The organism is Streptomyces sp. NPDC079020 (genome assembly GCF_044542225.1).
Taxonomy (GTDB): domain Bacteria; phylum Actinomycetota; class Actinomycetes; order Streptomycetales; family Streptomycetaceae; genus Streptomyces.
In genome coordinates, this window is the sequence record NZ_JBITUB010000014.1 from 121,310 (window position 1) to 141,692 (window position 20,383).

Below are 20,383 nucleotides of genomic sequence, written 5' to 3' on the forward strand. Positions count from 1 at the left end.
TCGGCGCCCCGGGACCTGTTCGAACGGGAACCGTTTCGAACCGGCGTGCACGGCGCACTGTTCCGCCTCATCAGTACCCGCTCGGACTCCGCGCGCTCTTCCGGCGGTCATGGGCCGCGGGAATGATGAGCAGGCCGCCAGGAGGTCCGGGCGGCTGCGAACACCTGCCTCCCGGCCGGGTGGACATGCGGTGGAAGGGATACACATTGTTGCTTCTCATCTCCCCGGACGGCGTCGAGGAGGCCCTCGACTGAGCGAAGGCGGCGGAGCATCTCGACATCGTCGATGTCAAGAAGCCCGACGAGGGCTCGCTCGGCGCGAACTACCCCTGGGTCATCAGAGAGGTCCGTGACGCGGTCCCGGCGGACAAACCGGTGTCCGCCACCGTGGGAGACGTGCCGTACAAGCCCGGCACGGTGGCCCAGGCGGCGCTCGGCGCGGCCGTCTCCGGAGCCACGTACATCAAGGTCGGCCTCTACGGATGCACCACACCCGATCAGGCCATCGAGGTCATGCGCGGGGTCGTCCGGGCCGTGAAGGACTACCGGCCGGACGCGTTCGTCGTCGCGTCGGGCTACGCCGACGCGCACCGGATCGGCTGCGTCAGCCCGCTCGCACTGCCCGACATCGCCCTGCGCTCCGGCTCCGACGCGGCCATGCTCGACACCGCGGTCAAGGACGGGACACGGCTGTTCGACCACGTTCCGCCCGATGCCTGCGCGGAGTTCGTCCGGCGGGCCCACGAGGCCGGTCTGCTCGCCGCCCTGGCCGGCAGCGTGAAGGTGGCGGACCTCGGCGCGCTGACCCGGATCGGCACGGACATCGTGGGGGTGCGCGGGGCGGTCTGCGAGGGCGGCGACCGCGATGCCGGAAGGATCCAGCCGCAACTGGTGGCCGCCTTCCGGGCGGAGATGGACCGGCACGCCCGGGAACACGCGGCTGCCGTCACGACCGAGGGCTGACCCCCGGCATGGCGACACAGCCGTCCCGCCACGGAACCGCAACCCCCTGCAAGAGCTTCCCCGTCATCGACCCGGCCACGGGCGAGGCCTTCGACGAGGCACCCGACCAGCATCCGGACGAGCTGGACGCCATCATCGGCCGGGCCCACCAGGCATGGCGCGGCTGGCGGGCAGACCCCCTCGCCCGGACCACCGCGCTGCTCGCGGCAGCCGACGCCGTGGAGGCGGCCGGAGCCGGCCTCGCACCCCTGCTCACCCGTGAACAGGGCAAACCCCTGGCCGAGTCGTACGCGGAGATCGCCCGTACGGCGGCCCGCCTGCGCTACTTCGCCGTACTCGACCCCGGGCGCCGGCTCATCACCGACGGCCGTCCGGTCCGCAGCGAGATCCGCTGGCGACCGCTCGGGCCCGTCGCCGCGATCGTCCCGTGGAACTTTCCCCTCCAGCTCGCGTCGGCGAAGTTCGCGCCCGCGCTCGCCGCGGGCAACACGATCGTGCTCAAGCCCTCCCCCTTCACTCCTCTGTCCACACGACTGCTGGGGTCGGTCCTCTCCGCCGTCCTTCCCGCGGACGTCCTGACCATCGTCACCGGCCACGAACCGCTCGGCGCGCGCCTGGCCTCCCATCCCGGCATCCGCCATGTGACCTTCACCGGTTCGGCCGCCACCGGACGGGCCGTCGCGGAGGGTGCGGCGGCCTCGCTCGGCCGCGTCACCCTGGAGCTGGGCGGCAATGACGCCGCCATCCTTCTGGAGGACGTGGATGTGGAGCGGATCGCGGACCGCCTGTTCTGGGCGGCGTTCCGCAACTGCGGGCAGGTCTGCATGGCGGTCAAGCGCGTCTACGCCCCGGCCCGGCTCCACTCCGGCGTGGTCGAGGCGCTCGCACAGCGTGCGAGGACCGCCGTCGTCGGAGCGGGTCTCGACCCGGGCACGCAGCTGGGCCCGGTCAACAACGCCGCCCAGCTGACCAGGGTCGAGCGCTACACGGCCCAAGCCCTGGCAGACGGTGCCCGAGCCGTCGCCGGCGGCCACCGGCTGGACCGGCCCGGCTACTTCTACGCCCCGACCGTCCTCACCGAAGTCCCGCCCGCCAGCTTGGTGGTGACGGAGGAACAGTTCGGCCCGGTGCTGCCGGTGCTGCCCTACGAGAGCCTCGACGAAGCCGTGGCGGCGGCCAACGACACCGGTTTCGGGCTGGGCGGCTCGGTCTGGGGGACCGATCTCGACCGGGCCGAGGAGGTGGCCGGACGGCTGGAGTGCGGGACCGCGTGGATCAACCACCACGCCGAACTCTCCCTCGCCCAGCCCTTCGCGGGCATCAAGGACAGCGGTGTCGGCGTCGCGGGCGGGATGTGGGGGCTGTACGGGAACCTCCGGCCGTTCGTCGTGCACCGTCCGGAGGCGGCGTGACGATGAGATTCGGCGCGGCGGTGCTGCGCTCGTACGAGAGCCCGTTCGCCGTCGAGGAGGTGACCTTGAACGGGGGACCGGCCGACGGCGAGATCCTGGTCAGGATCGCGGGCTGCGGAATGTGCCGTACCGATCTCGCCGTCCGGCACTCGGCGGGCCGCCCACCGCTGCCCGCGGTGCTCGGACACGAGGGAGCCGGGGTCGTGGTGGAGACGGGAGGCGCGCACACCGGACTGAGCTGCGGCGACCATGTCGTGCTGAGCTTCGACTCCTGCGGTCACTGCCGGAACTGCCTTGACGCCGCCCCTGCCCACTGCGACTCCTTCGCCTCGCTCAACCTCTTCGGCGGGCGCGAGGAGAACGCCGCGCGCTTCGTCGACTCGGCCGGCCGCGCACTGGCTCCCCGGTGGTTCGGCCAGTCCTCGTTCGCCGAGTACGCGGTGGTTCCGGCCCGCAACGCCGTCCGGGCCGACCCCTCGCTGCCCATCGAACTTCTCGGTCCGCTCGGCTGCGGCTTCCTCACCGGCGCCGGAGCGGTCCTCAACTCCTTCGGCACCGGCCCCGGCGACACCCTCGCGGTCTTCGGCGCCGGAGCGGTGGGCCTGTCCGCGGTGATGGCGGCCACCGCCTCCGGAGCGGTGACCGTGGCCGTCGACCGGCACCCCGGACGGCTGGCCCTCGCCGAACGGTTCGGCGCGATCCCGCTGCACGCCGCATCGGCCGGACTGCCCGGCCGGATCCGGCAGCTGACCGACGGTGGCGCGCAGTACGCGCTGGATACCACCGCCTCCCCCCGGCTGATCAACGACGCGCTGCGGGCCCTGCGCCCCACCGGCCATCTGGGTCTGGTGGCGAGAGTCCGCACCCCGCTCCCGCTGGAGCCGGGAGCCCTGGACCGGGGCAGGAGAATCTCCCACATCTGCGAGGGCGACGCGGTGCCGGGCCTGCTGATTCCGCGGCTGACCGGCCTGTGGAAGGCCGGGCGGTTTCCCTTCGACGAGCTGATCCGTACCTACCCACTCGCCGATATCAACGAGGCCGAACGCGACTGCGAGGCGGGCCGGGTGGTCAAGCCCGTCCTGCTTCCGTAGCCCGTGGCCCCCGCACGAGGCGCTCAACGCCACTTCCCCCATCGGCACTTCCCCAGAAACGGCGTGCCTGTTCGCCGTCCCAACCCTTCCCGAGGAGTACGCGTGGTCGACACAACGCCCTGGAACACCGCCGTGGAAGACGGGGAGGGCAGGACAGGCCGGGCAGGCGGCGATGGCGTGGACGGAGGCGTCGGCCTGACAGCTCTTCTGGTCGCCGCAGCGCGGGCGATCGAGACCCACCGCCACGACAGCCTGGTACAGGACGTCTACGCGGAGCATTTCGTGCTGGCCGCACCGGCGTGCGCCGGCTGGCCGGTCCGCGTGCAACAGGCTCCGGACGGGGACGCGAACCCGCTGTGGGGGCGGTTCGCGCGCTACTTCGGCCTGCGGACGCGGGTGCTCGACGACTTCCTCCTCCGTTCGGTGCACACCGGCGGTGCGCGCCAAGTGGTGCTGCTCGGGGCGGGGTTGGATTCGCGGGCGTTCCGGCTCGACTGGCCTCCCGGCTGTGTGATCTTCGAGATCGACAGGAAGGAGGTGCTGGCGTTCAAGCACACGGTGCTCGACGGGCTGTCGGCCGCCCCGAAGGCAGCGCGCGTTCCCGTGCCGGTCGATCTGCGCGCCGACTGGGCCGGAGCGCTGACCGACGCGCGGGCTTCGACGCCGCCGCACCGAGCGTCTGGCTGGCCGAAGGGCTGCTGTTCTACCTGACCGCCGCCGCTGAGACGTACCTCATCGACACGGTGGACCGGCTGAGCGCGCCGGGAAGCGCTCTGGCGTTCGAGGTCAAACTCGACAAGGACTTGCTGGAGTACCGTGACAGCCCGCTCTACACCTCGACGGCACAGCAGATCGGCATCGACCTGCTCAGCCTGTTCGACAGGGGGACGCGGCCGGATTCCGCCGGTCACCTGGCGGACAAGGGCTGGTCCACCTCGGTCCGTACCCCTTTCGACTTCACCCGCCACCACGGACGCGGCCCGTCGCCCGAGCAGAACGACGCACTGGCGGGCAACCGGTGGGTGTTCGCGGACAGCCCCCGGCCCTGACGCCGCCGCGACCGTGAGGTCTGCCCGGTGACCACCGCCGCACGAGCGGCGGTGGTCACCGGGCAGATCGAGGCCCCGTCGGGAAGGGCCTCGCGTCGACCACGGGTCGTAGGCCCGGCGGTCGCCGTGCGCCGTCAGCCGGCGAACCGGGCCATCCACGCCTCGACGTCGTCCGCCGACCTGGGCAGGCCCGCCGACAGGTTCTCGTGACCGTCGTCGGTGACGACGAGGTCGTCCTCGATCCGGACGCCGATGCCGCGCCACTCCTCGGGAACGGTGAGGTCGTCGGGCTGGAAGTACAGGCCGGGCTCCACGGTGAGCACCATGCCCGGCTCCAGCACACCGCCGACGTACTCCTCGTTCCTGGCCTGCGCACAGTCGTGGACGTCCAGGCCGAGCATGTGACCGGTGCCCGCCATGGTGAAGCGGCGCTGGAGGCCGAGCTCGTACGCACGGTCGGCCGGTCCCTCGATGAAGCCCCACTCGACCAGCCTGGCCGCCAGATGACGCTGGGACGCCTCGTGGAAGTCGCGGTACGCGGCACCCGGCTTGACCGCGGCGAAACCGGCCTCCTGCGCCTCGTACACCGCGTCGTAGACCTTGCGCTGCACAGGAGTGAAGGTGCCGTTGATCGGAAGCGTGCGCGTGACATCAGCGGTGTAGAGGGTGCGTGTCTCCACGCCCGCGTCCAGCAGGAGCAGGTCCCCCGGGCGCACCGGGCCGTCGTTGTCGGTCCAGTGCATGATCGTGGCGTGCTCGCCCGCGGCGCAGATCGAGCCGTAGCCCAGGGCGTTGCCCTCCAGGCGCGCGCGGCGGAAGAACGTGCCCTCGATCCACCGCTCGGACGAGGCGATCGCGCGGGAGAGCTCACCGATCACATCGGTGAATCCGCGCACCGTGGAGTCCACGGCCTTGCGGAGCTCGGCGATCTCCCAGTCGTCCTTGACGAGGCGGAGATCGCTGAGCGCCTCTTCGAGCTCGATGTCACGCTCCTCCTCGGTGGTGACGGCGGCCTCCAGGGACGGGTCGATCCCGCGGACGATCCGGGTCGGCGCGGCGGAGGCGGCCAGGTCGTCGGCCGCCGTACGGACGTCCCGGCAGGGCAGACCGAGCACGGTCTGCGACTCGGCGAGGGAGCGGCGCCGGCCCATCCACAGCTCCGCCGTGGGACCGGTCCAGAAATCGTTGTTGTCCCGGCTGTCCCGCGGCAGCTGGTAGCAGAACGCGTCATGGCCGCCGTCCGCGCGGGGTTCGAGGACGAGAGCGCCGTCCCGGGCCTGGTCGCCGGTCATGTGCACATAGCCCGTGTACGCCCGGAACGGGTAGGTGTCGTCGTTGGAACGGACCTTGAGGTTTCCCGAGGGGACGATGAGGCGTTCGCCGGGGAAGCGCTCGGAGAGCGCGGCGCGGCGGCGGCCGGCGTACGGGGCCTGCTCACCGGGCCGCAGGTCGTGCCGCTCGGTGTCCGCCCACCCCGTCCGCATCAGCGCGGACAGTTCCTCGGAGATCTCCGAGTAGAGACCGTTCTTGCGGCGGCCTTTCGCCACGGCGTACACCTTCTTCCGGGAGGATTTCCAGAACGGCGAGGGCGGCGGGAGCCGTAGGGACGGGACTGCTCCCGGGTACGGCTCCGGCTTCCTCGCTGCCGCCGTTCGTCAGCGGCTCCCGGACGGTATCCCCTGCGGAGCGTGCGTGGTGCCCGGGAGCGCCACTGGCACGGATCGGACACGGAGCCATCGATAATCGGGTCCATGACGAACGTGAAACTCGGCGAGGCCCTCCGGCTTCTGGGCATCGACCACGCGGCGGTCCGGGTCTATCTGGCGCTGCTCGAACTGGCGCCCGCTCCGCTGAGTGCGATCGAGGACGCGTCCGGTCTGGGCGGTGCGGAACTGGCCGGGGCGTACGGTGCGCTCGTCGACGCCGGTCTGGCCAGTGCCGCCGAGGAGGGCGGGGACGTGGTGGCCCCGGTTCCGCCGACCGCGGGGCTGGAGATTCTCGCCCGGCACCGGGCGGCCGAGATCGAGGAGTCGCGGATCGCCGTCGGGGGCGCGTTCGAGTCGTTCCGGCGCCAGCGGCTCGCCGCGTACAACGACAATCTCGTCGAGGCCGTCACGGGCGAGGCCATCGGCGCCAGGATTCGGCACGCCTGGGCGAGCGCCCGGCACGAGATCCGGCAGCTGGAGTCACCGCCGTACTTCCCCCTGCCCGAATCCACGGACGACGCGCTGGCCACGCTCGCCCGCGGTGTGACGCAGCGCGTTGTGTACTCGCGTGCGTCACTGGAGTATCCAGGCAACCTGAAGGACGCCATCGAGCCGTGCATCAAGGCGGGCGAACAGGCCAGGGTGCTGCCGTCGGTACCCGTCAAGCTCGTGATCATCGACGAGGCGTACGCCCTGGTGTCGTTGTCGATCAAAGAGGCCGACGTGCACAACACCATGCTGGTCGTGCAGCCGTGCGGCCTGCTCTCCGCGCTCGTTGCACTCTTCGAGCAGTCCTGGCAGAACGCCCTGCCGTTCCACGGCCGCACCACGCGGCCGGGCGGGCTGCCACCCGCCGACCGCCGGCTGCTGTGGCTCCTGGCGGGCGGCGCGAGCGACGACACCATCGCCCGCGAGCTGGGAATCAGCCGCCGCACGCTGTTCCGCCGCATCCAGGTCCTGATGGCCCGGCTGGGCGCCGCGAACCGTTTCCAGATGGCCCTGCAGGCACAGCGCTCCGGATGGCTGTGACCGGCACACCGCCCCGCGGACGCTCCGCCGCGGCACGAGCGCTCTCCCCGCACCCGCGCCCGTGTCCGCGCCTTCCCCCGGACCGCCTCAGGCCGGGCCGCCGAGCCACCGGTGGATGGCGAGTGCGGTGGTGCGGGCGTGTTCCTCCAGCATGGTGAAGTGGTCCCCGGGCACGGTGACCTCGGCGTGCGGCAGACTCCACTCCGGGGCGGGTTCGGCCCCGGGCAGCAGGTCCTGGGCCCGCACGTACAGGGTGGGACAGGTGAGCGGCTCGGGTTTCCAGTCGCCGAAGAGCTCGAAGTACCCGGCCATGGCGGTGAGCCGGTCGGGCTCGGCGGCGGCGAACTCCGCCGCCCGGCGCAGCATGTCCGAGGTCATCGCCGAGAGCGCCCGCCCCCGGTCACCGTGACCGGGCGGATAGGTGTCCAGCAGGACGACGGCCGCCGGTCCGGCACCCTCGGACTCCAGACGCTCGGCCACGGCATGGGCCACCCAGCCACCGGCCGACCGCCCCAGCAGTACCGGGGGCCCGTCGGCCGCGGCCGCGCGGACGGCGGCGGCCTGGGCGGTGACGAGGGCGTCCAGTGTGGCGGGCAGCGCCTCGCCGGGCTCGAACCCCGGGTGGCGCACCGCGGAGACAGGCCGCAGCCCGCGCAGCCCGGCGCCGAGTCGCGCGTACTCCTGTGGACCGGACAGCGCGCTGAGCGCGGGCGAGCACACCAGCCGGGTTCCCGTGCCACCCGCCGCGAGGACGACGGGTTCGTGTGTCGCACCGGGCGCCCCCGTCCTGTCGAAGACCGGGCGGAGGCGCCCGGCGATGGTGAGGAGCGCCATGCCGTCCCAGCTCCGTCCCCGGGCGCACGCGGTACGGAAGAGCACGCCCAGGGAATCCGGAGCTTCCCCGGCGCGCGGTGCGCCGGTGGCTCCCACCCGGACGTCCGGCGGACTGCCCGCCCGCGTGTCGCCCTGCGGGCCGGCGCTCGCGGGCCGGTCCGGGGGACCGGCGGTCACAGGCCGTTCCGGGCCGTCGGCCGCACCACCCGCACCACCCGCGCCACCTGCGGCGCCCGAGCCGGGCGCCTCGGCGGCACGGCGTCGCGTCAGCTCGGCGGCGAGCAGGCGCGGGGTCGGGAAGTCGAACAGCAGCGTGGACGGCAGTGCCAGTCCGGTCCACGCCGCGAGCTCATTGCGCAGATCGACCGCGGCCAGCGAGTCCAGCCCGAGGTCCGCCAGCAACGTGTCCTCGCCGATCTCGCTCGCCCCCTCCCAGTGGCCCAGGACGCGGGCGGCCAGGGACCGGACCTCGGTGAGCAGCGCCTCGCCCGGCCCGCCGGGGGGTGCGGGTGCCGGTTCCCGGCCGCGCCGGTCCCCGGCCCGGTCGTCCGCGCCGGGCGCGGGTGTCCGCAGCGGGCCCGCCGCCCGGTCTGCGCCGCGGAGAGCGGCCGGGGCGAGCCGGGCCGCCACCACCACGGGTTCGTCCCCGGCCACGGCCGCGTCGAAGAGGGCCAGCCCTTCCTCCGGCCCGAGCGGGCCGAACCCGGAGCGGTCCATCCGCTGCCGGTCCGCCTCACCGAGGTGCGCCATCATCCCGTCGCTCTGCCGCCAGGGGCCCCAGGCGATCGACGTACCGGGCAGTCCGAGCCGCCCGCGGTGCTGTGCCAGGGCATCCAGCACACAGTTGGCCGCGGCGTAGTTGGCCTGGCCGGCGGAGCCGAAGATGCCCGCCACCGAGGAGAACAGCGCGAACACGGCCAGGTCGTGTCCCCGGGTCAGTTCGTGCAGAGCGAGAGCGGCGTCCGCCTTGGGGCGCAGCACCTGCCGCAGACGGTCGGTGGTGAGCGCCGTGACGACGCCGTCGTCCAGCACCCCCGCGGTGTGCACCACACCCGTCAGCGGGTGGGCCGCCGGTACCGCGTCGAGCAGGGCGGCGAGCGCGGTCCGGTCAGCGACGTCACAGGCGTGAACAGCCGCCTCCGCACCTGCCCCGCGCAGCTCCGCGACGAGTTCCCGGGCCCCCGGGGCACTGGGCCCGCGCCGGCCGGCGAGCAGCAGATGCCGGACGCCGTGGGCGGTGACCAGGTGCCGTGCCACCAGCATGCCCAGGGAGCCGGTGCCGCCGGTGACCAGGACGGTGCCCTCCGGGTCGAGCGACCGCCGCTTCCCCGACTTGGGCGCCGCCCCGGCCGGTGTCACCAGCTTCGGTACGTATGCCGTCCCTGCGCGTACCGCCGCCTCCGGTGGCGACGCGGCGAGCAGGGCGGGCAGGGCACTCCAGGAACCGGGGTGTCCGTCCACGTCGATCAGGGCGAAGCGGCCCGGGTTCTCCCGCAGGGCCGAGCGGACCAGACCCCACACCGGTGCGTGCGACGGTACGGACACCGCTTCGCCGGACCGGCCGTCATCGCCGCGGCCGGCGCCCTCCGCGTGGAGAGCGTCGTCGGCCGGAGCGACGGCGCCGGACGTCACGAGGACGAGGCGGGAGCGGGACAGGCGCGGTTCGGTGAGCCACTCCTGTACGAGCCTCAGCGCCCAGCCCGCTGCCCGCAGCATCCCGTCGGCCTGATCCCGCGCGTCCCCGGCCGCGCCGGGCGGCGGGCACGGTGCCACGACGACGGCCGACGACGTGTCGCACGCCGCCGCGCCGGCGTACACCGGGACGCCGGAACCCGGGGGAGCGAGGGCGTCCACCAGTGGTGTGCCGGCCGTGCCGAGAACCCCCCAGCGGGGCATCGCCACGGGCGTGGGCGGCTCGGTCAGCGGCACCCAGTCCGTCCGGTGAAGGGCACCGGCGACCGTGTCCGCCGTCGCCGGGCCGGTACGCGGCAGGGGCCGGAGCGTCAGCGAACCGACCGTCGCCACCGGTGAGCCCTTCTCGTCGGTCAGTTCCACCCGCGCCTGACCGTCGGGCCCCGGAGTCAGCCGTACCCGCACGCGCCGTACGCCTGAGGTGTGCACGCGCACTCCGCTGAAGGCGAACGGCAGGGACAGCCCGCCCGCCTCCGGACCGGCCGCCCCGGAGCCGCTCGTGACCACGCTTTCCAGGGCCAGTGCGTGCAGCGCCGCGTCGAGCAGCGCGGGATGCAGGACGAAGTCCGGACCGTCCGCCTCCGGGCGCTCCGCCCGGACCGCTTCGGGAAGCTCGACGTCGGCGTACAGCTCCTCCCCGTGCCGCCAGACGGCGCGCATGCCCTGGAAGGCGGGGCCGTAGCGCAGTCCGCCGGCGGCCAGCCGGTCGTACGGTCCGGTCCCCGCGCCGTCGGCAGGCAGCGGAACCGTCGCCTCAGGCGGCCGGGACCCGCCCGGCCGGGACGCCTGCGACCAGGACGCCTGTGGCCGGGGCGTGCCGTCGGTCCCGGCGGGGGCCGTTCCCCGGGCTTCGGACGGCTGCGCGGGCGACAGCGTGCCGGCGGCGTTCCGGAGCCAGGGTCGGTCACCCTCCGGGGTGTGCGGCCGGGAGTGGAGCAGCACGGTCCGGCCTCCCGCTCCGTCCGCCCCCGACACCTTCACCTGCAGGGCGACGGCACCGTCCGGGGGCACGGTCAGCGGCGCGGTCAGGACGAGCTCGTCCAGGACCGCCGCGCCCACCGACTCACCGGCGTGCAGGGCCATGTCGACGAAGGCGGTTCCCGGCAGCAGGATCTCCCCGGCCACCACATGGTCGGCGAGCCACGGGTGGTCGCGCACCGAGAGCACCCCGCTCAGCAGCAGCCCGTCGTCCTCCGCCGTGCGGGTGACCGACCGGAGGAACGGATGGGCGGTCTCGGCCGCCGAGGGCACGGGCGGAAGCTCCGGGGTGGCCTCCAGCCAGTACCGGCGGCGCTGGAAGGCGTACGTGGGAAGGGCGCTTCGCCGTCCGCCCCGCCCGGCGAAGACAGCCCGCCAGTCGACGGGCACGCCGTGCGCATGCAGCGCGGCCAGCGTGTCGAGCAGGGCGTCCGCTTCCGGCCGCGTCCCGCGCAGTGTCGGCAGCACCAGCGGTGCCGGACCCCGCTCGCCGTCGTCCGCCCCGCCCGTGTCCGCCCCGGCCGGGAGGGACCCGGTGGGGGCGGACGCGGACGGGCCGGGCCGGGCCGGGGCGAGGCAATCGCGTACCAGGCCGGTGAGCACCCCGTCCGGCCCCAGTTCGACGTAGTGTGCCGCGCCCCGGACGCCCAGGTGCGCCACCGAATCGGCGAAGAGCACCGGACGGCGCACATGGTCCACCCAGAACTCCGGTGTGCACAGCTCCTCGTCGGTGGCCGCCCGGCCCGGTACGGCGGTGATCAGCGGCAGCCGCGGCGCGGTGAAGGACAGCCGCCGCACCACGTCCGCGAACTCGGCCAGCATGGGCTCCGTCCGAGCGGAATGGAAGGCATGGCCGACCCGCAGCGGCTTCACCGGACGGCCCCGCCCGCGGAAGTACGCGGCCACCTCCCGCACCGCGGCCTCGTCGCCCGAGACGACCACCGAGGCGGGCCCGTTGACGGCGGCGATCTCCACGGCGCATCCGGTCCCGGCGAGGTGGGCGGCCACCTCGTCCGCCCCGGCGGCCACGGCTGCCATCGTGCCGCCCGGAGGCAGGGCGTCCATCAGCCGGCCCCGGGCCTCCACCAGTGTGCACGCGTCCGCGAGGGACAGCACTCCTGCGACGTGTGCCGCCGTCACCTCGCCCACCGAGTGTCCCGCCACCAGGCCGGGGCGTACCCCCCAGGCCTCGAGCTGCCGGAACAGGGCCGTCCCCAGGGCGAAGAGCGCCGGCTGCGTGAACCGGGTCGTGTGCAGCAGCGCGCCCGTCCGCGTACCGGGCGCGGCGAACATGACGTCCCGCAGGGGCACCGGCAGCAGCGTGTCCAGCAGCGCGCAGCACTCGTCCAGCGAATCGGCGAAGGCCGGATGGAGATCCCGCGCCCCGTACAGTTCACGGCCCATGCCCGCGCGCTGGCTGCCCTGGCCCGTGAACAGCAGGGCCGGCGGGCCCTGGCGGCGGGACGTGCCCGTGTGTACTCCGGGCCGGCCGCCGTCCTCCGCCACGGTCCGCAGGGAGTCGAGCAGTCCGGCACGGTCACGGGCCACGAGTACGGCCCGGTGGTCGAAGGCCGCACGTGTGGTGGCGAGTGAGTACCCGATGTCCACCACGGAAGCGTCGGGCGCGGCGGCCACATGGTCGTACAGCCGCCGCGCCTGGGCCCGCAGCGCCGGCACGCTCCTGGCCGACACCGGAAAGGCCACGGCGGCTGGTCCGGGAGGTGCGGCGCATTCCGGCGCCGCCCCGGGCCGGTCGTGGCCGCTCGCGGTCCCGCCGTCCGATACGGCACCGGTCGGTGCGGCCTCCCCGCCGTCCGGGGCCTCTTCGAGCAGCACATGCGCGTTGGTGCCACTGATCCCGAACGAGGACACCCCCGCCCGGCGCGGACGGTCCGTGGCAGACCACTCCACCGGCCCCGTCAGCAGCGCGATCCGTCCCGTCGACCAGTCGACACGCGGGGTCGGCTCGTCGGCGTGCAGCGTACGCGGCAGCATGCCGTGCCGCATCGCCTGCACCATCTTGATCACCCCTGCCACTCCGGCGGCGGCCTGGGTGTGACCGATGTTCGACTTCACCGAGCCCAGCCGGAGGGGACGCCGCCGTGCCTGCCGCCCGTACGTGGCGAAGAAGGCCTCCGCCTCGATGACGTCCCCCAGCCGGGTGCCGGTGCCGTGCGCCTCCACCGCGTCGATGTCCCCGGCGTCCAGCCGCGCGTCCGCGAGGGCCTGACGGATCACCCGCTGCTGCGCCGGCCCGTGCGGTGCGGTCAGTCCGTTGCTCGCCCCGTCCTGGTTCACCGCCGAGCCGCGCACCACGGCCAGTACCGGAAGTCCGGCGCGGCGCGCCTCGGACAGCCGGCTCAGCAGCAGCATTCCAGCGCCCTCGGCCCACCCGGTGCCGTCGGCAGACGCGCCGAACGCCTTGCAGCGGCCGTCCGGAGAAAGCGCCCGCTGGCGGCTGAACTCCACGAACGACGAGGGACCCGACATCACCGTGGCGCCGCCGGCCAACGCGTAGGCGCACTCGCCCCGGCGCAGTGCCTGGGCCGCCAGGTGCAGAGCCACCAGGGACGACGAGCATGCCGTGTCCACGGTGAGGGCCGGGCCTTCGAGGCCGAAGGTGTAGGCGATACGACCCGAGGCGACGCTTCCGGCGTTGCCCAGGCCGAGGTATCCCTCGACCTGCTCCGGAGTCCTCGTCAGGCCGCGGGCGTAGTCGCTGTACATCAGTCCGACGTACACCCCGGTCGCCGAGCCGCGCAGGGTGGCGGGGACCAGACCGGCGTGCTCGAAGGCCTCCCACGCCACTTCGAGCAGCAGCCGGTGCTGCGGGTCCATGGCCAGCGCCTCGCGGGGAGAGATGCCGAAGAAGCCGGGGTCGAAGCGGTCCGCACCGGAGAGGAAGCCGCCTTCGCGCACATACGTCCGTCCGGCCCGTCCGGGATCGGGGTCGTACAGCGCGCGGGTGTCCCAGCCCCGGTCGGTGGGGAAGGGGCCGATGGCATCCCTTCCGTCGGCCACCAGCCGCCACAGTTCGTCGGGGGAGGTCACGCCTCCGGGATAGCGGCATGCCATCCCCACGATCACCACGGGGTCGTCGTCCGACCGGGCCGCGCTCCGGTTCACGGACCCGGCACCGGCCGGCGCGGCGGCGTTCCGCGCACCGAGGTGGGCGGCGAGCGCGGCCGCGGTGGGAAAGTCGAACGCGACCGCCTCGGAGAGCGGCAGGCCGGTGGCCGCCGACAGCCGCTCCCGCAGCACCGTCGCCGTCAGGGAGTCCATACCCAGGTCCCGCAGTGCCGTGCTCGGCTCCACCGCCCCGGCCGTACAGCCGAGTACGGCCGCCACTTCGTTCCGCACCAGCGCCAGCAGGTCCTTCGACGGCTCCCCGATGGCGTCCGCGCCGAGCGCCCGTGCGGGCAGACCGGCCAAGCTCCGCCGCAGTGTCTTCCCGGAAGGGGTACGGGGAAGCTCCGCCACCTCGAAGAGCTCGACGGGAACCTTGACGGCGGACAGTTCCGCTCGGCAGGCGGCGAGGACGTGCCCCCTGTCCAGCACGCCGCCACCGGGTGCGGGCACCAGATAGCCGACCGGCACCTCGCCGAAGAGGGGGTGCGGGCGTCCGGCCACGGCGGCGTCCGCCACCCCCGGCAGCCGCAGCAGTACCGCCTCCACCTCCGCAGGGTGGATGTTGACCCCGCCCCGGATGATCAGATCACTTGCCCGGCCGGTGATCGCCAGTCCACCGGAGGCATCGATCCTGGCCAGATCACCTGTGCGGAACCAGCCGTCGCTCAGTACCTCCCCGGTGGCCCCGGGCCTGTTGTGGTAACCGGCCATGACCCCGGGCCCGTTGACCCACAGCTCGCCCTCGCCCGTGTTCCGGCCGTCGGGGCCACCGCCGACCCGGACGCGGGTGCCGGGCAGCACCCGGCCGCACGTCCCGGACGCCGCCCCGCCGGGCGTCGGCATGGTGACCGGGCCCACCTCCGTGCTGCCGTAGTGCTCCAGGTAGGGAACGCGGCAGACGGCCTCGAAGGTTTCGCGGAACCCGGGCCCCGCCGCGGCGCCGGCGCTGACACAGCCCCGCAGCGCGGGGCCGCCGAGGCCGCCGCCGTCCTTTCCGTTCTCCTCGCCCCGTACCGCGTCGAGCAACGCCGAACAGGTCGTGGGGACACCGCCGAGCAAGGTGAACGAGGCGTCATCGCGGCGCAGTTCGCCGAGCACTTCCGCCACCGAGAACCGGGGCAGCAGAACCGCGCTCGCCCCCACCGCGGTCACCCCGAGGAAGCACACCACCTGACTCATCGCGTGATGGAGGGGCAACGGCCACAGCACGTGGTCCCGTTCGGACAGGCCCAGGACGCCGACGAGGCCCGTCGCGACCGGTGCGAGACGGTTGCGCTGGGTGGACAGGACTCCCTTGGGAGCGCCGGAGGAGCCCGAGGTGTAGAGCAGCCAGGCCACATCGTCCAGTGCGAGATCGTCCCGGGCCGGTGTCAGGGACTCCGTACCCGCCAACTCCTCGTACCGCAGAAAGCCGCCCGAGCCCCCGGCGGGGCGCCCCTCGGCGGGCAGGCCGCCGGTCCTGTCCTCGTCGCCGCCCTCGGCCACCACCACGGTCAGCCCGGGCCGGGACAGCAGCGTCCGCCGCCGCGCCAGGCACGCGTCATCGGTGATGAGCACCCGAGCCCCGCTGTCGTCCAGCAGGCGGGTCAGTTCCTCCTCCGTGTTCCCGGTGTCCAGAGGCACGCCCACGCCGCTGGCCCGGGTGACGGCGAGCAGGCTCTCGACCGCCTCGACACGGTTGCCGAGCAGGACGGCCACTCGGTAGCCGCGAGCCAGACCGAGTTCTGCCAGATGACCGGCCAGCCGAGCGGTCCGCCGTTCCAGCTCCCGGTAGGTCACACGTGTGAACCGGTCCTGGAAACAGACCTTGTCCCCGAGGTGCCGGGCGTGGTGCCCGAGCAGTTCCGGCAGTGGTGTGACGATGTCGGCGCGCGGACCCACCGCTTGACCTCCTTGAGACGACCCGTCGTTGAGGACGACGGGTCGGTGTACCGGGTTGCCTCCCGGTGCGGATTCGCGCCCGTCGGAGTGCCGTCGACCCATTCGGGTGACGGGCACGCACCCCGCGGAGCGGGAGCGTCTCCACCGGAGCGGCAACGTCCCGGGGTGGCGCCGGACCGCATTGGCCAACGGTGTCCGGCGGCGGAGCGGGACCCCGCGCGAGGGGCGGCGGCCGGACCGTCATATGCCGGCCGAGGCGCGGTTCTGCGCGGTCGGCGGAGCTGTCCCCTTGACAACGCGACGCCTGTTGTGGCTGGTCAGGGCGGTGAAAGGGCCCTTTGAGCCCTCAGCCATAGTGTGCGCCATGGACTATGACGTAGTAGTGGCCGGAGGCGGCCCGGTCGGACTGATGCTGGCCTGTGAACTCCGGCTCGGAGGCGCGCGGGTGGCCGTCCTGGAGCGCCTCACCGAAGTGGATCCGACGGTCAAGGGCGGGGCGATCACCACACCCAGCGCCGAGGCACTCCACCGCCGGGGCATGCTGCCCGCGCTGGCCGAGGCGCATCGGCTGTCGATGGACCGGTTCCGGGCCTTCATGCGTGAGCGGAACGGCGGGGAAGAGGGCGGGAACGGCGACCGGGGCGCACCCCAAGGGCTGGGTTTCGTCGGGCACTTCGCGGGGATCATGCTGCGCGCCGACCTGGTCGACCGTGCGGAGCCGGACTTCGGCGACGCCGGACCGGCCGGCGAGATCAGTCTGGTGACGCAGCAGGACATCGAGCGGCTGCTGGGCGCGCGGGCGGACGAGTTGGGCGTGGAGGTACGCCGGGGTGTGGAGCTGACCGGCTTCGACGTGGACGGCGGGACCGTGACCGTGCGGACGAGCGGCGGTTCGATACGCGCCGGCTGGCTCGTGGGATGCGACGGCGGCCGCAGCACGGTCCGCAAGCTCGCAGGGTTCGAATTCCCGGGTACGGAACCGGAGATCACCTGCCATCAGGCGGTCGTGGAGATGACCGGTGCCGAGGACCTGACGGTCGGCTGGACCGCCACGGACACCGGGGTGTACGCCCACGGGCCGATGCCGGGCCGCATCGTCACCGTGGAGTTCGACGGCCCGCCGGCCGACCGGGACGCGCCGGTCACCGCCGAGGACCTTCAGGCACGGCTGCGCCGCGTATCCGGCGTGCACGTCACCATCACCGGGGTGCGGACCGCGACCCGCTTCACCGACCACGCCCGCCAGGTCACCGAGTACCGCAAGGGCCGGGTGCTGCTGGCGGGGGACGCGGCACACGTGCACTCCGCGTTCGGGAGCCAGGGGCTGAGCCTGGGTATCGGGGACGCGATGAACCTCGGCTGGAAGCTTGCCGCGGTGATCGGCGGCCGGGCGCCGGAAGGGCTGCTGGACACGTACACCGCCGAACGGCACCCGGTCGGCGCGTGGGTCCTGGACTGGACGCGTTCCCAGGTCGCGGCCATGCGCCCGGACCCCCAGTCCCGGGCCCTGCGCGAGATCGTCAGCGACCTGGCGGGGACGGTCGCGGGCACCACGTACCTCGCCGGGCGCCTCAACGGTGCCGGGGTGCGGTACGAACTGCCGGGCGGGCACCCGCTGACCGGCCGCAGCACCCCGGACCTCGAACTCACCGGCAACGGCCGCCTCGCGGACCACCTCCACGCCGGACGCGCGCTCCTTCTCGACCTCACCGACGACCCGGAGCTCCGGGCCCTCGCCGCGGGATACGCCGACCGTGTCGACATCCTGACGGCTTGCTGCCCGTCCCGCCCGGACCTGGCGGCGGTCCTCGTCCGCCCGGACGGCTTCACGGCCTGGGCGGCCGACTCGGGGGCACGGACACTGATTCCGGCGGCCGGGCTGGCGGAGGCACTGGAGGAGTGGTTCGGAGTGCCGGAGGGTGCGGTGACACCGGGCTGAGCCGTCAACTGTGCACCAGCTCGGTGCTGCACCGGCCTTCGAGGCAGTGGGCGTTCTCAGCGCTGCCTCTCCAGGGTGATGAGGGCCTGGGCGACTGACATCACTCGGATGGGGCTGATCCGGGATCTTCGGGAGGCCCGTCAGGACATGGGCGCCGCCATCCGTTGTTCCACAGGTGCCGGGATGCGGCCAGTGCCCGGCTGGCCGTCCGCCGTGCCGGGGTCGAATGCCCGCCGGGCGACCGCCTGCGCCCGGCGGCGACCCAGGGGCCGGCGCCCTGACAGGCGCGGGCATCATGTCTTCGGTGGTCTCCCCTGATGCTGGTCCACGCAAGTGCGGACCGCTCATTGCCCGCTGCGCTCGCGCTCCCGGCCGACGATCGCCCGAACCCGTTCGGCATGCAGGGGCACGCCACGGAAACACTGGGGCACCCGGGCGAAGAAACCTTATGGTGTCTGTCATCTGCTGGCATGCACAAAGGCGTCTACGCGCTCATGACGCCCGGCTAGTGCGAATTCTATGATCGAACCTGGCCACGCATGACGAAGGGACACTTCATCGATGCGCATCCTCCTGATCGGGCCGCCCGGAGCCGGCAAGGGCACACAGGCAGTGCGCCTTGCCGCGCATCTGTCGATTCAGCACATCTCCACCGGTGACCTGTTCCGTGAGCACATCGACCAGGACACCGAGCTCGGGCAGAACGCCCACGCGCAGATGCGCGCCGGCCTTCTGGTATCGGACGAGGTCACCATCGGAGTGATCAAAGAGCGCCTTGCCCGCCCGGACGCCGAGCGCGGATTCCTGCTGGACGGTTTTCCCCGCAATCCTGCCCAGGCGGAGGCGCTGGACGGCATCCTGGCCGACTCGGACTCGCAGCTGAATGCCGTGCTCGACCTGGGGATTTCCGAGGCTGAGGTGGTCAGCCGGATCGCCGGACGACGGTTGTGCCGTAAGGACCGCGAACACATCTTCCACGTCGACTACAGCCCGCCTGAAGTGGCAGGAGCCTGCGACGCCTGCGGTGGTGAGCTGTACCAGCGTGATGACGACCGAGAGGCAACTGTGCGTAAGCGACTGGAGGTCTATCGCAGCGAGACGGCGCCGGTCGTCGACCACTACCGGGCCCAGGGCCTGGTGACCACGATCTCGGCCCTCGGCCAGGTCCAGGAGGTCCTGGACCGCGCGCTGGTCGCGATCGGCCGGGGCCGGGCCGACGTCTCCGGCACGTCGGACTGTTGACGCCTCCGCCGGGAAGGCGCGGGGCTGCCGTCCCTGGCTGCCGCCGCTGAGGACCGCGAGCTCCGCCCGCCCCGACTGCCGCGCCTATCGGGGCGTCGGCCCCGATGTCTCCGCCGGGCGCAGGCGGTCGCCCGGCGGGCATCCGACCCCGCCACAGCAGACGGTCAGCCGGGCACTGGCCGCATCCCGGGCACCTGTGGAGCAACGGATGGCCGTCATCACCCTGGGGGGAAGCGCGTAGCCGGTCGGACCACCGGGCTGACGCCTGGCGTGTTCTCTGAACTCGTCGCTGAGACCGGACCGTTGCGGCACGAGCGGCACGAGGCCGTGCTGACGTCACGCTCTCGCCGGCCTGGCATCCTTGCGCCGTGTCCACCCTTACCCGCCGCTCGGCCGTAGTCCTCCTCGTCGTGCTCGCGGCAGGCTGGGGGACCTACCAGTGGCTCGCGTCCGAATTCCGACAAGCGAAGGACCGGCAGGATTTCCACGACTTCACCCGCTCCCTGCCCTGGGCCACCGAAACCCTCCTGGTTCCGGACGCCGTCCGGGACGAGTCAGATGCGATGGCCTGGGCAGGCGCAGGCAGCTTCAAGGTGACCTTCCGCAAGGGACCCCAGGTCGGCGGCCACGGTCCGATGATCGAGTACGCCATGCACCGAAAGGAGGGAGACGGCTCGGAACCGTTCGATGTCGTGAGCTGCGGCGCCACGAACATCGTGACCTGCACGGATCTCGGCCACGGGCTGCGCCGAGTGGTCACGCACGACACCGACAACAGCGACCCGGGACTCGCCCTGTACCAGGACGCCGGAAGCCGCCTGATCACCGTACGGGGCTACGACGGTCCGGTGGACGTGGGCTTTCTCCGCGACGTGCTCGCCCACACTCATCGCCCGACGGACGACGAACTTCTGAGCCTCTTGCGCCCTCCCGGCTGACGCAATGGCCGCTCCTCGGCCTGTGCGTAGTCTTCCTGTCCCCGGACCCGTCCGTCCTGGCCGAGGGCGGCTTTCTGCACCTGGAATGGGACGAGGGGGAGCAGCGGGCGACCTTGCTCATCGCACCCGATACGGGGCCGGTTGCCGGCCTGGAGCGGCTGGATGTCCGGGCGCTCCACCTGGTGGGCGACACGATCTTCGAGGCGGCCCGGAGGACTGTGCGCGCTGCCCGGTCGGACACGGCCCCTGCCATGTCTTCCGGCAGTGACCTGGACTGGTCGGCGGCACTTCTGGCCGGCCGGAGCCGGCTCTGGGCACGGACAGCTGACAGGCTGACCTCGCCACAGGTCGCCCTCGTGGACGCGGCACAGGCTCTGGGGCGTGGCTCAGGGGCCTTGTGGCCCCCGAGCAGCCGGACGCGAAGGGCCGAGCTCCGATGCTGTGGCTGGCGGCGTCCGCGAGCGCATGATGATCTCCGGTAGAGCGCTCACCCTGGCGCTC

Annotated in this window: 8 protein-coding genes and 2 pseudogenes; 8 read left to right on the forward strand and 2 right to left on the reverse strand. The window is 73.1% G+C overall.

What is annotated here, in order from left to right:
- The first annotated feature begins 185 nt into the window (after positions 1-185).
- The 4 genes and pseudogenes from ACIGJO_RS26980 (at position 186) to ACIGJO_RS26995 (ending at position 4,514) form a co-directional block, all read left to right on the forward strand.
- A pseudogene (locus tag ACIGJO_RS26980) lies at positions 186-962 on the forward strand ((5-formylfuran-3-yl)methyl phosphate synthase).
- 8 nt (positions 963-970) lie between these two features.
- Positions 971-2,374, forward strand: a complete 1,404-nt coding sequence (locus tag ACIGJO_RS26985) for an aldehyde dehydrogenase family protein (RefSeq protein WP_399962317.1) — start codon at positions 971-973, stop codon at positions 2,372-2,374.
- A gap of 2 nt (positions 2,375-2,376) precedes the next feature.
- Positions 2,377-3,465, forward strand: a complete 1,089-nt coding sequence (locus ACIGJO_RS26990; protein WP_399962466.1) for an NAD(P)-dependent alcohol dehydrogenase — start codon at positions 2,377-2,379, stop codon at positions 3,463-3,465.
- Between the two features lie 132 nt (positions 3,466-3,597).
- Positions 3,598-4,514: pseudogene (locus tag ACIGJO_RS26995) on the forward strand (class I SAM-dependent methyltransferase).
- Positions 4,515-4,648: 134 nt separating this feature from the next.
- On the opposite strand, the gene ACIGJO_RS27000 reads toward ACIGJO_RS26995, so the two are convergent.
- Positions 4,649-6,061, reverse strand: coding sequence for an aminopeptidase P family protein (locus tag ACIGJO_RS27000; protein ID WP_399962319.1), 1,413 nt, complete (start codon positions 6,059-6,061; stop codon positions 4,649-4,651).
- Between the two features lie 204 nt (positions 6,062-6,265).
- Between ACIGJO_RS27000 and ACIGJO_RS27005 the strand changes: the two genes are divergently transcribed.
- On the forward strand, positions 6,266-7,249 hold the full coding sequence (locus ACIGJO_RS27005; RefSeq protein WP_399962321.1) for a LuxR family transcriptional regulator: 984 nt from the start codon (positions 6,266-6,268) through the stop codon (positions 7,247-7,249).
- A gap of 87 nt (positions 7,250-7,336) precedes the next feature.
- Here the strand turns inward: ACIGJO_RS27005 and ACIGJO_RS27010 are convergent, their stop codons facing one another.
- A complete protein-coding gene (locus ACIGJO_RS27010) occupies positions 7,337-15,763 on the reverse strand; it encodes a type I polyketide synthase (RefSeq protein ID WP_399962323.1) in 8,427 nt (2,808 codons plus the stop codon).
- A gap of 364 nt (positions 15,764-16,127) precedes the next feature.
- Between ACIGJO_RS27010 and ACIGJO_RS27015 the strand changes: the two genes are divergently transcribed.
- The 3 genes from ACIGJO_RS27015 (at position 16,128) to ACIGJO_RS27025 (ending at position 19,882) form a co-directional block, all read left to right on the forward strand.
- Positions 16,128-17,702, forward strand: a complete 1,575-nt coding sequence (locus tag ACIGJO_RS27015; protein WP_399962325.1) for an FAD-dependent monooxygenase — start codon at positions 16,128-16,130, stop codon at positions 17,700-17,702.
- Positions 17,703-18,263: 561 nt separating this feature from the next.
- On the forward strand, positions 18,264-18,944 hold the full coding sequence (locus ACIGJO_RS27020; protein WP_399962327.1) for an adenylate kinase: 681 nt from the start codon (positions 18,264-18,266) through the stop codon (positions 18,942-18,944).
- 368 nt (positions 18,945-19,312) lie between these two features.
- Positions 19,313-19,882: a hypothetical protein gene (locus ACIGJO_RS27025; RefSeq protein ID WP_399962330.1), complete on the forward strand. Its 570-nt coding sequence runs from the start codon at positions 19,313-19,315 to the stop codon at positions 19,880-19,882.
- Positions 19,883-20,383: the final 501 nt, after the last annotated feature.